We start from the raw sequence: 12,989 nt of genomic DNA on the forward strand, positions 1-12,989 counted from the left end.
AAAAAATGAGCAAAAAAATAAGAACATTAGTAATGATATTAATACTTGCAACTATGACATCTACAGGAGCATTTGCAGATACAAATACTGTTAACACAACATATGATTCACATAATGAAGCAATTGCACTACAAGAAGATTCATTTGTATATGTTCGTGACAGTAATAATAACCCAGTAATAAAAACATTATCACCAGTAGGTGACGGTACAAGACTATATAACTCTAAATTAGGCAAATCAACTCTATCTGTTAATAACGTAGTAGGGGCAGGAAGAGAAGACCATAAAACAATGTTATGGGCAAAAGGACCCGTAACAGTGAATTTTAGCGGAACAAACGGACGTTATATATTTCAATATGATAAATTAATGTATAGGGTATCTGGAGGTAGAGTTGTATTCATAAGACCTCAAATGGATAATCTGGGATATATAAGTGGAGCACGTGAAAAGGATTATCTAAAAGAGTTACCATTTCAAGCTGATTATCAAACAGATAAGGCAATTACATTAACTGAACCAGGCTTATACAAAATAACCGATAGTTCTTATGGTGAAGGAGGCAATGAGTGTCTTTTATACGTTGGAAACAATGATGAGAACTTAAACTTAGCAGAAGCAAAAATTGAAAATGCAGTACCAACTTCATTAGTGGTACAAGCAATTGGTAAAACAGCATCATTACCAGCATACAATATTAATGGAGAAAACTATATCAGAACTGAAGACTTAGCTACTATATTGTATAAAACAACAAGACAATTTAATAAAACAGCAAACTATGCTAAAACAACTAACAATAATATTGTAACAGGCAGTATATATACACCAAACGGTAGTGAATTAAAAGCATTACCATCTGAAAATGCAGTAGCAACACCATATACAGAAACATTCATGTTAAATAATGTAAAGGTACAACCATCAATATACACAATCAACAACGAGCAGTTTATAAGTTTAAGTGATATGAACTCCTTCTTAAACTTAGGATTATCAGTTAATGGTAATGTAGCAACAATGAGCAATGTGACTAATGTAGTTAATGCAACTGGTAAGATTACAGTTGACGTACTAAATCTAACAGATAAAGACTATGACCCATACGGAGGACCTACAAATTTAATTCCAAGTTATAAGAAACTAAACATAAAGGGATTAACAGACGAGCAAATTAAAGAAAAAATAAAGGGATTTGATACAAAAATAATATGTATATATACAGATATATCAGATAAATTAAGGGCTGAATTAAAACAAAACTATAAAGTAGAATAAGTACTTATTACAAGTAACGAAGGACTGGAAGAAATACTTGATAAATGTAAATAAGACCTTAAATTAAAAAATAGCACTGGCTTGAATAGGTTAGTGCTATTTTTATACTTATTAATATAAAAATTTGACACCTCTTAGTGAAGAATGGCTTCTATATTGAATTATATGTTAATTAAACATATAAGGTAATGTTGATACAGTATGATTAAAGAGGTGGCCATACATGAAAATCAAAGATTCAGATATAATAGATTATAAGCTTATTGGAAATCGAATAAAGCAAAAAAGGTTAGCTGAAATTAGTGTTATACTAGAAACTCCATTAGAATACTTTATTGTTGGAACGATTATTCGTGGAGAAGATTATAAAACAAATGAGTTTATAAGGGTATTTGATAGTTTGACTTCAGCAGAAAGAGATTTTATATGTAACATGGCAGAGCAAATCAAATCATTACGAATTAAATAATAAAATAGTTTTTATAGATTTATCTTGCATTATTAAAATTTTGCGTTATCATATCCACAGTTAAGAATGAAAGGTGATTGATAACAATGTTTGATAAAGAGAGATACATCACAAGAGGAATAAAGGGACAAATAAATCCACTTATATACTTAATACTATGGGAAATGCTAGATGAAATGGACGTGGAGGAAAAGGATTATTTGCAAGCCTTTGATTTAAAGCTAAGTGATGAAGAGGAAGGCTTACAAGAAATAATTCATTCACAGGAACAGCCACAATACAAAAATACTATGAAATTCTATACGAACTTTGGAGTGACAGCAAAGGTTTATATTATTGATACTGGTGATGGAAATGCAACGATGATGTTGGCAGGCGAATTTTAATTAAAAAATATAATAGAGCAATTTAGGAATACCTTAATTTTTAGGGTGTTCTTTTTTGTTATTGTATAGGAAAGTATAAAAATCTCGCCCGCTGAAAGCGCGTGTAGACTTGCATTAGGAAAATATATGTGGTAAATTGATTGCAACGACCTCTGAGGTCTAAAGATTACCAGATACAAGTTAGCTGATTAAATTAGCAACTTCAGCCCTTCGGACTTCAGAAGCAACCACAGGGGGTATTTGTGAGGGAAGAATGACTGAACTTGTTATAGTTATGCCTTCACCATTCGGATATGGTAGGAATAAGATACTTATAAATTTGATTAGAGAATGTTACACAATAACTTGCATAGTGTACTATAATTATAAAAAATACAATGTATTATAAAGTTGTTATTGGTAGTTTCAGGATATAGATTGTTATATGCATGGACATAGTTATGTATCATAATGGTAGAAGTTGGTAGTTGTTTGTTTCAATTAATATGTAAATATAGATGGAGGTTTTTATGGAGTGTGTACATAAAGATGATAATGAAATAAAGGGTGGTATCAGTATTTGGGAGAGTATTATGATACTACTTCTAATAATCGGGCTTCAAGTAATAGGTGGAATTTTTATAGCTATGTTAATGGGTATTCTTAATATTGCAAGTGGAATTAAAATTTTAGACAATACTTATGCATCTGCTATTGGCAATATGATAGCGTATATTATTATATATAAGAGTTTATTAAAGAAAAATAAGTTTGACATAAAATTAAAATGTAGGTTTGATATAAAAATTACCATTTATTGTTTATTTATTTTAATTGGGTATATTTTAACATATGATAATACAATTAGTTTGATAGTACAAAATCTAGTCTCTGAAAGTTGGATTGATGCTGTTTTTACAGAAATGTTACAAACTCCATTTGCAGCGTTTTGCTCGATGGTATTTATAGCTCCTATTTTTGAAGAGTTATTTATGAGAGGAATAATATTGGAACAATTATCAAGAAGGTATAAGCCTATTATATCAATAACTGTCTCCGCATTATTATTTGCAATTTTGCACTTAAATGTGATCCAGGGGATTAATGCCTTTTTACTAGGCATAATTTTGGGATTAGTATATTTAAAAACAAGAAACCTTATTATAACTATTTTATTACATGGTTTGAATAATTTATTCTGTTATATAGTATCATATTTTCCAGAACTATATAAAGTGGATTTCAGTCCTATTAAGCTAGCAGTTGGAGTTGTTTTGTTAGTTATATCATTGTATATTTTCAAACGGTTTGAAATATCTAGAGAGACTGATAAAACAGGAGAAGAAGCTCTTTGACAGTTATGTGGAAAGTCATTCAGAGAAGCAATATGGGAATAGCAATTTCAGCCCTTCGTACTTTAGAATCACCCCTCGAGGGTCTTTGTGAAGGAAGAATGACTGAACTTGCTAATAAGTTAAAATTGTAAGGAATATAGCTTTTTGCAACATATTGAAGGAATAATTGAATGAAAAGCACATAAACAGATTAATCAATCTAATTATGTGCTTTTTTGTGCTATAAAAAATTTCTTGAAGAATTTTTTTACAGTATGCAACAAAATTCACCTCGTTTGTAAGTTATGTTGCGGAAAGGGGGAGAGAAAACGCCTCAACCACTTCGTGACATGTGGAGACAGTGGTTCTACTATATAATTGGAAAAGATTATTTTAGATTAATGTAATTTAGGTTATAATAAAGCTAGCAAGACAAAAAAGAAATGGAAGTGATTAAATGGAATCCAAAGCACTACCAATAGGCATAGATAATTTTGAAATGTTAATAACAAGAGGACATTATTTTATTGATAAAACTTTGCTTATATGGAATGGCTTTTTATAGAAAAGACTGCCTGATAAAAATTAAAGAGTCATAGTTATTATTGAGATGATATTTAACTTAAATGAAATGTTTATTTAAAGGGTAGTGTAAAAAATATATGAAAAATCAATTCGACTACCATTTAATGTCTAGCAACTTCAGCCCTTCGGACTTCAGAAGCACCCCTCGAGGGTATTTGTGAGGGAAGAATGAGTGAACTTGCTATGGGGAATGTAGAATAGAGAATAGGAGATAATTTTGAAAAGAGGAAATAATTCTCCACAGGATACCCTTGCAGGGCATCAATTCTTAATTTTCAATTCTCAATTAAAAAAGAGGGTGGTGTAAAAATGCAAAACATAGATTATAAAAAATTTCTACAAGTATTACAAGAAACTAAAGGTCTTCATAATTCTTTAAATGAAATATTAAAATATGATTTTATATATCATTCAAATAAAATAGAAGGAAGCAATTTTACACCAGAAGCACTACAGCTTTTATTTGAAAAAAATATAGTTCAGGGTACTCATAAATTAGATGATGTTCAAGAAACAGTAAATTCATTTTATACATTTGATATGGTAATTGATACCTTAGATAAAAAGCTAACTTTAGACATGATAAAGGAATGGCATGGGAGTTTAATGTATAGAACAAGTTTGTATGACATGGGACTTGCTGGAATATTTAAAAAATATCAAAATAAAATACTTGGAGCTGATTTTGAAACAGCAAGTCCTTTGGAAGTTGAAGATAAGTTGAATATTTTAATAAATAATTTTAACTCACTAGAAAAAGTAACAATTGAGGATATAGCAAGATTTCATTTAGAGTTTGAAGTCATTCATCCATTTCAAGATGGCAATGGAAGAATAGGACGATTTATATATTTAAAACAGTTACTAGATAATAGATTACCACTAAAATATATGAATGGTGAATCAGCAGATGAATATAAAAAGGCATTAGGTGGTTCTTTAAAAGATAATATAAAACCATTAACTCAATATATAGAAAATCAAAAAGATTTTATATTAGAAAATAAGAACATGTTTTAGCAGCAACTTCAGCCCTTCGGACTTCAGAAGCACCCTCGGGGGTATTTGCTAGGGAAGAATGACTGAACTTGTTATTGAGTTCAATGAAAATAGAGTTAAGTGAATCAGATAATTAATTAATAAATTTAATGAATTAAGGAATTGGATAATATTAAAAGTCTTAACAACTTTAGAAAAGTTAAGGCTTTAATTTTTATATTAATTTATAATATTTTATAACAATTTATAATAATTTATTGTAATTTTTTAATTAAATGTGTATATTATATATAAGAAGAGGTAATAAATTTATGATAGATGAGTTGGCAAAGTTACGATGTGAAATGGCTGAAAATAATATACGTCAGAAGGTTAATGATGGTTATTATAGAGTTAGTAATCATGCACTTGATAGAATGGGAGAGCGTAAAATTTCTTTAGAGAAGGTTATAAGTTGCATAACTGAAGGGGAAAATATTGAGGTTCAAATCGGAAATGAAATAGATGATTTTAAAGTGTTATTTCAAGAAGGTAATATAGATAAGCCTGAAGTTTATACGGTAGTGGCAGATAGAGATATTCCTGTTATAGTTACAGTTTGTAGAACAAAAGATGAGGTTTGGGAATGTATCGGAAATGTTTTAAAAAGAAGGGAGATGCATAAAAAATGAGTATGAAATGCTATATTTGTAATCATGAAATGGAAAAGAAAATCACTGCAATTAACACTGGGTGGGGTGATTATAAGGTTACTGTAAATGGTATAAGTGCGTATGTATGTCCAGAATGTGGAGAAATGGTATTAGAGAGTGAAGATGCAATGATGCTTCAAAAGCTTAGTAAGAGCTTAGAAGATATAAAAACTGAAGACAAACCAGATGTTTTAAACCTAACAGAGGTTGCAGATCTTCTAAGGGTAAGTAATCAAACTATATATAATATGATAAAAGATGGTAGAATAAAGGCTGTAAAGTTTGGGAGAGAGTGGAGATTTAATAGAAAAGATATAGATGCTTATATCAATGGTTCATATGATATAGCAGCAAGAAATAAAAAAGGAAAAATAGACTCAAGAGTTGCAGAGACTATTGAAAAATATAAATAAAATGAGTAATTATATATATAACTATCCTGAGCAGTACGCTCAGGATATTGTTTCATCATTTGATTTAACTCCACCTATAGACTTAACAAAAATATGTGAAACATTAGAATTAAAAATCAATTATGAACCATTATATTCAATTGAAGCATTGCTAATAGTATCAGCAGGCAAGAAAAATATAATTATAGATAATTCTAGAGCAATATATCCTCAGAGAGAACGTTTTACTATAGCTCATGAAATTGGACATTATATAATGCCATGGCATGAAAACTTGCAGCAGTGTGATAAGATAGTAAATTTTGATTCAGATGATGAAGTTGAGAATCAAGCAAATGATTTTGCATCAGAATTATTAGTACCAAAAAGTAATTTACTCGAGGACATAAAAGGTAAGAGAATTACGTTGACTTTAATCAAAGATTTAGCTGAACAGTATGGTGTATCTCTAGTAGTAATGGCTAGAAGAGTCTTACAATATGCAGATAGTGAGGCTGTAGTATTAATTTATTATCCAAATGGAAAAAAATATGTTCAAATGAAGTCGAAAACATTTAAGGAAGAACTAAAAGATGGATGTATAACTAAATCATCAGCACATAAATTGTTAACCTCATATAATACAAGTGCTGAAATTAAGGATGTATTGGAAAGTAGTATTTGGTTTAAAGAAAATGGAGATACTTATAAAATTATAGAAGAATCTATGTTTCAAAATAACTTAGGCAGAGTTTTTACATTATTAAGAAAAGCAGATGATGATGATATATTGGATTTATTATGGGACATATAATAAACGGATAATTTAAGATATGTGTAATAGAGAAAAGTCATACTTCCTAAAAAAAGTATGGCTTTTTAATTACATACCAAAAAATGTATGATAAAATTAGGATATACACAGGTTAATTAAGTAGCAATTTCAGCCCTTCGGACTTCAGTAGCAAGAGGATAACTACGTTCTCCTAAAACACCCCTGGGGTATTTCAGAGGGAAGAATGACTGAACTTGTTAATTTTCAATAAAAATACTAATGGAAGCAAGTATGAGTGAAAAAAGATGCATCAATTACAAAATTATGTCTTAAAATATTATTGAATATGATATTATTTTAAGTGTTGCGGCAAAAACATATAGTAGAGGAGTTTGATAATATTGAAATGGGAAATACATTGTAAGCAAGATGAACGAATTTATAATGTAATAAAAGATATGCCAGAAGATGATGAGATAAAAGTGCTGGAAGAGTGGGAAAAATACCTAAATGCTAAATTAAAATTTCCTTTTGAAGCAAAAGTTGTAGAAAGTGATTATGATTCAATAATTAAAGTTGGTGATAGGTTAAAAGTTCTTGGTATTGGTATGATAGATGATTTGCATGGAATAATAGTTGATGTAAAGAAAGGAAGAAGAAAATATTGTATAGAATTATGCTTATTAGAAGCTGAGGGGGAAGAAAAAGAAATAGTTGATGACTATAGTGTATGGTTTTGTAATAGATAAATATTTGATTATAATAAAGAGCATTTAAATAAACGTGTATTGTAAATAAAAATAGATAGGAGAAATTTAATAGATGAGAACTGAAGCTAAGTTGGAAGAATGGAGAGCTTTATATGATATTGCTATAAAGCTTAAGGAGTTAAAGCCATGGGAGAGACTATGGGATATGGATTTAATAACTATAATTGAGTCAAATAAAAAAGAGCCATGTGTATGCAGTGTTATGGGAAAAGGTGGAGAATGTTATGGTATTGCTGCTTATTATGGATTAGATTCTATAAAGGGCTTTTTTAAAATGGCTTATAGTAGTGAGATGCCTAGTCATCAGTTAATAAGATATCAAAATAATGTTATGTGTAATTATGGTAATAGAGATGAATTGACAACAAAAGAACGTGACATTATAAAGAAATTAGATTTGAAGTTTAGAGGAAAAAATAATTGGATATATTTTAGAACTTTTGAAAGTGGTTATGTACCGTATATGCCTGATAGAGATGAAGTATTAGAATTTACAAAAATATTAAAACATGTATATATGGCTATTGATTCACTAAATAAAGGTATGGAGATTGATTTTAAAAATGGTAAGACATTAATGCGTAAATTTGATGAGGAAAACAATATATGGGTAAATTCAGAAGAAGCAGTGATTATTCCAGATATGGATTATCCTGTTGCTATTTTGAAAGATGAATTATTAATAAATCGCTTAAAGAAGCAAAAACAAGATAATTCTATTTTAGAACTAGATATAGCATATTTAAATTCTGCAATAAACGATAAGCAATATGATAAACCATTTATACATAGATTATGTATGTTAGTAGATGCAAGAAAAGGAGTGGTATTATCACAAAACATGGTAACACCTGGAGATAATGTTGTTGATCTAATATTTGAAACAGTAATAAATTATATTATTCGAATAGGAAGACCTAAAAATATAGTAGTTAGAGATGCTTATATGGCAAGCATATTAATTGACTTGTGTGAACAAACTGACATAGAAGTTATAGAATCATTGAACTTACATACAATTGATGAATTTGTTGAATCTTTTTATCAGTTTAGATTTTAAAATAGAAAAAATGTAATTATAAAAATATTAATATTGGAAGAAAAGAACCATGTCCTTGAGGGAAGTAGAAAGAAATATAAAAGATGATGCGGAAAGTAAATTATGTTATGTTTAATAGTTCCTATAAATGGGATATAATATTAACATATAAATGGTTTTGCTAAAGGAGATGTATTATGGCGATATATTTAAATACGAAAAGTTCTTTAGAAAATTTTATTGAATTATATAAGGAAAAATATTATGTAGACAAATCAGAGATAATATCATTATTAAATGAAAAAATATCTAGTAAAAGTAAATATATATGCATAACAAGACCAAGAAGATTTGGAAAAACTAGTGTTATTAACATGCTAGGAGCTTATTATACAAAAGGAATTAATAGTAAAGAAATTTTTGATAAACTTGAAATAAGTAATAGTGAAAGCTATTTACAGAATTTAAATAAATATAATGTCATAAGCATATCTTTTAATAAGTTATCAGATAGAGGAAATACGTATAGTGATTATATGGAAATGATAAAAACGTCACTTATAAATGATATAATAGAGCAATATGGCAAAATTGAACCAGAAAAATATTTTACAATAAGTGATATGCTAGAGGCTACAAATGACAAATTCATATTTATTATTGATGAATGGGATTATATATTTAATAATAATTTATTTAAAGAGCATCAAAATGATTTCTTAGAGTTTTTAAGAAATTTGTTAAAGGATCGATCATATGTTGCACTTGCTTATATGACTGGAGTACTTCCAATAAAGAAACATTCAAGCACTTCAGCTTTAAATATGTTTGATGAATATACAATGTTAAATGATATGGTTTATGGAAAATATTTTGGTTTTACAGAGGAAGAAGTAAAGGAATTATGTGAAAAGCAAAGTAAGATTTCTTTTGAAGAAATAAGTGAATGGTATAATGGATATATAAATGAAGATGGAGATAGAATATACAATCCACGTTCTGTAGTTAAAGCACTTCAAAATGGGAAATGTATAAGCTATTGGACTAATACAGGGGCTATGGATGAAGTTAAGGAATATTTAAAGTATAATACTATGGATGTAAGGGAAGATGTAATAAAAATGGTATCAGGTTATGATGTTGATATCATAATAAATGAAGAATTTAGGGCAGGTCAAGAAGCACCTAAAACTAAAACAGAAATATATTCAGCTATGATAATTCTAGGATTTTTATCTTATTACGATGGATATTTGAAAATACCTAATAAAGAATTAATGAGAGAATTTGAGAAAGCTCTTCAAGATGAATCTTTTGGTTATGTATCTGAAATTATTAAAAATTCTAGAAACATGTTAAAGGCAACAGTATCACAAGATACTGAAAAAGTAGCAGAAATATTACATGATATTCACAATTCAGAAATACCTATATTACAATATAATGACGAAAATAGCTTGTCATGTGTAGTAACTTTAGCATATTTAAGTGCAAGGGATACATATAGGGTTGAAAGAGAAGAGAAAACAGGAAAAGGTTTTGCTGATTTTACTTTTCATTCAAGAAGAAAGGCTGATACTCCATTTATTCTTGAACTTAAGAAAGATGATACTGTAGATTCAGCAATTAATCAAATGAAGGAAAAAGAGTATTTTCAAAAATTTATAAAAGAGCATGAAAATGTACTACTAGTAGCTATATGTTATGATTCAAAAATGAAAAATCATACTTGTAAGATAGAAAGTGTGTATTTTAGTGAAGCGTAGTGGATTTAAAATGTCACCCTTCGCCTCCACCATAAATATCAAAGACCGCCTGTAGCTAGCTTAACTAGCTACTTACAAGCGGTTATGTTTTTTTATTGGGGTAGCATTGCAATCAAAACCACAAAAATTTAACTGGAAAGCAAATTGACTTGTTATTTATTTGAATGTGCCTTATATAAACAAACATAATTTATAATTCGCACAAAATTTTTGAGATTTTGGGTTACAACAATGAATGCAACCTTATTCTTTGGAATATTACATTGTTAATGGAGATATTTTTCCTTTAAGATTGTCTGTATAGGCTAGTCTTCCATCCACAGTTATTACAACAGCACCCATACCTTTAATTCTATTAACTCTATGAATAATTGAAGCAGCATCTAATCCAAACAATTTTGTAGTATATATATCGCAGTCTATTGATTTATCAGCAATAATAGTTAAAGAAGCTATATTACTTTCTATTGGATAGCCTGTTTTGCTGTCAAATATATGGTGGTATTTACGTCCATCCTTTTCAAACACTCTCTCATATATTCCTGAGGTTACAACGGATTGATCTTTTATTTTTACAAGTGCCACAGCATTTCCTCTTGGTAGAAATGGATTTTGTATTCCCACATTCCAGTCACCACCGTTTGATGGTGAGTCTCCAAAAACGAGAACATTACCGCCCATATCTACCATAGCTGAAACAGCGCCATTTTTCTTAAAGAATTCCATGACTTTATCAGCAAAATATCCTTTAGCTATGGCTCCAAGGTCTATTTCAATGCCTTTTTTCAAGAAATACACGGTCTTTTTTTCATCATCTAGTTGTATATTTTCAGGCTTTAAAAGTTCCAGTACCTTTGCTATAGCTTCTTTCTCTGGTATATGTGCCTCCTTAAAGCCTATTCTCCATAACTTTATTAATGGTCCTATTGCAATATTTAAATATGTATTCTCACATAGACTATGTTTTTTTCCTATTTTTATCAGTTCATACAGCTCTGCATCAACTTCCTGTGGAGCTAGTGGAGCTGTTTTTTTTAGCATTGCAAGCTGTGATTTATCACTGTTAGCACTAAAGACTTCTTCATAATTAATAAGCATAGACTCAGCCTTTTCTGCTAGCTTTTCAGCATCATCTCCCTTTACATATAGAGAGATTTTCGTTCCCATAAGATATATTATCTTCGTATACTCATTCATTTTGCCCTCCTATATTTGCGGCACTATCAAATTAATAACAAGTCCTCTTGCCATTATATTTTGGACTTGTTATTAATTGTCAGTTTCCTAAATTATTTTGCCCATGAATTAGAAATGCATCTATAAGGTCTTTATCAATATCAGTTAGTTTTTTTTCACTGTGATATGCCATAAAATAATCTAAATTCAATTCATCAATTGGAATTTGATATATGTTGTATTCAGATGGACACTCTTTTACATATATGCTTTCTGGTATAAAGGTCAGTCCTAAATTACTCGCTGCAAGGTTACATACAGTGTTGATTTCGGTGCTTTCCATTATGATTTTTGGTTCTACCTTGTAAATGCTTAATAATTGATCTATCTGCTTTCTTATAGCAGAACCCTTGGAAGTTAGTATGAGATTTTGACGCAATATCTTGGTTATGTCCATAGTTCCTTCTGGAATAATGGCTACATCTTTTTGATATAGATCACAGCTTCGAGGAATAATAGCACGGTATCCGTGTCTGCCCCAAGTAATAGAGTTTAAGTTTGGAGAAATATTTCTTGAATTTTGTCCAATCCAAAAATCCAATTCACCATTTTGAATGAGTTTCTCATTTTTTTCTGGTAAAGTCTCTGAAAGCTCTATCCTACAGTTTGGATGCATATCCAAAAACTTTGGTAAAAAAAGAGGTAAAAGGTAGGTTCCAAGGCTAGGAAGCACTCCTATCTTTATGACCTTGTTATCTATATCTGACACAGCTGATATTTCCCTAATGAGTCTTGCGTAATTATTTTCTATTGAAGTTAAATACTGATAATATATCTTACCTTGCTCGGTTAATCGATATGGAAGCGTGCTGCGACTTATAAGCTCACAATTTAACTGATTTTCTATCCTTTTAATACTCTGTGTCAAGTGAGGTTGAGAAATATAAAGTGATTTGGCAGCCTTGCCATAATTACTGTATTTTAAAATGGCATCAATATAATACAGAATATCCTGAGAATAGTATTTTGACATTTAATTCACCCTTTTGCGAAATAATTAGGCACATGAAAATAAATAACGAGTCCAAAATAGCATTGCAAATGGACTTGTTATTTATCTGATGTCTAGCCGCTGTAACACTCCCGCTTCTATAAGTGGGAGATAACAGCGGCACGACCCTAGATAAGTTCAACTAAGATTCAGATGGAGATCAAACTCCACCTGAATCAAGTTTCACTTGATTTGATAGTGCCTTACTCATTTATTCTTGTGTTCGATTATAACAAATATGTTATCAAACTTCAACAAATAACTATTAGATATAATATACTTAACATGTTAAAATT

General features: G+C 29.6%; 14 protein-coding genes. 12 read left to right on the forward strand and 2 right to left on the reverse strand.

The window, feature by feature from the left end; translation table 11 throughout:
- Window positions 1-5: 5 nt before the first annotated feature.
- The 12 genes from PZA12_RS10605 to PZA12_RS10660 all read left to right on the forward strand — a co-directional run bounded on the left by PZA12_RS10605 (window position 6) and on the right by PZA12_RS10660 (window position 10,466).
- Entirely contained in the window at window positions 6-1,280 is a 1,275-nt protein-coding gene (locus PZA12_RS10605; protein WP_103699313.1) for a hypothetical protein, read from the forward strand.
- Window positions 1,281-1,503: 223 nt separating this feature from the next.
- Window positions 1,504-1,749, forward strand: a complete 246-nt coding sequence (locus PZA12_RS10610; protein WP_103699312.1) for a hypothetical protein — start codon at window positions 1,504-1,506, stop codon at window positions 1,747-1,749.
- Between the two features lie 86 nt (window positions 1,750-1,835).
- Window positions 1,836-2,135 (forward strand): DUF960 family protein, encoded by a 300-nt coding sequence (locus tag PZA12_RS10615; protein ID WP_103699311.1) that lies wholly within the window; start codon window positions 1,836-1,838, stop codon window positions 2,133-2,135.
- A 509-nt stretch (window positions 2,136-2,644) separates the two neighbouring features.
- Entirely contained in the window at window positions 2,645-3,469 is an 825-nt protein-coding gene (locus PZA12_RS10620) for a CPBP family intramembrane glutamic endopeptidase (protein ID WP_181006050.1), read from the forward strand.
- Entirely contained in the window at window positions 3,466-3,600 is a 135-nt protein-coding gene (locus PZA12_RS10625) for a hypothetical protein (protein ID WP_278286309.1), read from the forward strand. The genes PZA12_RS10620 and PZA12_RS10625 overlap by 4 nt, the downstream gene beginning before the upstream one ends.
- A gap of 742 nt (window positions 3,601-4,342) precedes the next feature.
- Window positions 4,343-5,053, forward strand: coding sequence for a Fic family protein (locus PZA12_RS10630; RefSeq protein WP_206490976.1), 711 nt, complete (start codon window positions 4,343-4,345; stop codon window positions 5,051-5,053).
- A 290-nt stretch (window positions 5,054-5,343) separates the two neighbouring features.
- Complete coding sequence (locus tag PZA12_RS10635; protein ID WP_206490982.1) at window positions 5,344-5,703, forward strand: DUF4258 domain-containing protein; 360 nt, start codon at window positions 5,344-5,346, stop codon at window positions 5,701-5,703.
- The gene (locus PZA12_RS10640; protein WP_103699388.1) at window positions 5,700-6,137 is read left to right on the forward strand and encodes a helix-turn-helix domain-containing protein; all 438 of its coding nucleotides are present in this window, start codon (window positions 5,700-5,702) and stop codon (window positions 6,135-6,137) included. Before PZA12_RS10635 ends, PZA12_RS10640 begins: the two co-directional genes overlap by 4 nt.
- Window positions 6,121-6,930, forward strand: a complete 810-nt coding sequence (locus tag PZA12_RS10645; RefSeq protein WP_103699387.1) for an ImmA/IrrE family metallo-endopeptidase — start codon at window positions 6,121-6,123, stop codon at window positions 6,928-6,930. The genes PZA12_RS10640 and PZA12_RS10645 overlap by 17 nt, the downstream gene beginning before the upstream one ends.
- 362 nt (window positions 6,931-7,292) lie before the next feature.
- Window positions 7,293-7,640: a calcium-binding protein gene (locus tag PZA12_RS10650; RefSeq protein WP_103699386.1), complete on the forward strand. Its 348-nt coding sequence runs from the start codon at window positions 7,293-7,295 to the stop codon at window positions 7,638-7,640.
- A gap of 73 nt (window positions 7,641-7,713) precedes the next feature.
- Window positions 7,714-8,721, forward strand: a complete 1,008-nt coding sequence (locus PZA12_RS10655; RefSeq protein ID WP_103699385.1) for a DUF7309 domain-containing protein — start codon at window positions 7,714-7,716, stop codon at window positions 8,719-8,721.
- A gap of 176 nt (window positions 8,722-8,897) precedes the next feature.
- Complete coding sequence (locus PZA12_RS10660) at window positions 8,898-10,466, forward strand: AAA family ATPase (protein WP_206490988.1); 1,569 nt, start codon at window positions 8,898-8,900, stop codon at window positions 10,464-10,466.
- 258 nt (window positions 10,467-10,724) lie between these two features.
- Here PZA12_RS10660 and PZA12_RS10665 read toward each other — a convergent pair whose 3' ends face one another.
- The gene (locus PZA12_RS10665) at window positions 10,725-11,663 is read right to left on the reverse strand and encodes an FAD:protein FMN transferase (RefSeq protein WP_103698686.1); all 939 of its coding nucleotides are present in this window, start codon (window positions 11,661-11,663) and stop codon (window positions 10,725-10,727) included.
- 79 nt (window positions 11,664-11,742) lie between these two features.
- Entirely contained in the window at window positions 11,743-12,675 is a 933-nt protein-coding gene (locus PZA12_RS10670) for a LysR family transcriptional regulator (RefSeq protein ID WP_103698687.1), read from the reverse strand.
- Window positions 12,676-12,989 lie beyond the last annotated feature (314 nt).

The organism is Clostridium beijerinckii (assembly GCF_036699995.1).
GTDB lineage: Bacteria > Bacillota > Clostridia > Clostridiales > Clostridiaceae > Clostridium > Clostridium helianthi.

What these genes read in the sequence shown, in the direction of transcription:
- PZA12_RS10605 (WP_103699313.1), top strand. Translation starts at nt 6, where the DNA reads ATGAGCAAAAAAATAAGAACATTAGTAATGATATTAATACTTGCAACT.
- PZA12_RS10610 (WP_103699312.1), top strand. Translation starts at nt 1,504, where the DNA reads ATGAAAATCAAAGATTCAGATATAATAGATTATAAGCTTATTGGAAAT.
- PZA12_RS10615 (WP_103699311.1), top strand. Translation starts at nt 1,836, where the DNA reads ATGTTTGATAAAGAGAGATACATCACAAGAGGAATAAAGGGACAAATA.
- PZA12_RS10620 (WP_181006050.1), top strand. Translation starts at nt 2,645, where the DNA reads ATGGAGTGTGTACATAAAGATGATAATGAAATAAAGGGTGGTATCAGT.
- PZA12_RS10630 (WP_206490976.1), top strand. Translation starts at nt 4,343, where the DNA reads ATGCAAAACATAGATTATAAAAAATTTCTACAAGTATTACAAGAAACT.
- PZA12_RS10635 (WP_206490982.1), top strand. Translation starts at nt 5,344, where the DNA reads ATGATAGATGAGTTGGCAAAGTTACGATGTGAAATGGCTGAAAATAAT.
- PZA12_RS10640 (WP_103699388.1), top strand. Translation starts at nt 5,700, where the DNA reads ATGAGTATGAAATGCTATATTTGTAATCATGAAATGGAAAAGAAAATC.
- PZA12_RS10655 (WP_103699385.1), top strand. Translation starts at nt 7,714, where the DNA reads ATGAGAACTGAAGCTAAGTTGGAAGAATGGAGAGCTTTATATGATATT.
- PZA12_RS10660 (WP_206490988.1), top strand. Translation starts at nt 8,898, where the DNA reads ATGGCGATATATTTAAATACGAAAAGTTCTTTAGAAAATTTTATTGAA.
- PZA12_RS10665 (WP_103698686.1), bottom strand. Translation starts at nt 11,663, where the DNA reads ATGAATGAGTATACGAAGATAATATATCTTATGGGAACGAAAATCTCT.
- PZA12_RS10670 (WP_103698687.1), bottom strand. Translation starts at nt 12,675, where the DNA reads ATGTCAAAATACTATTCTCAGGATATTCTGTATTATATTGATGCCATT.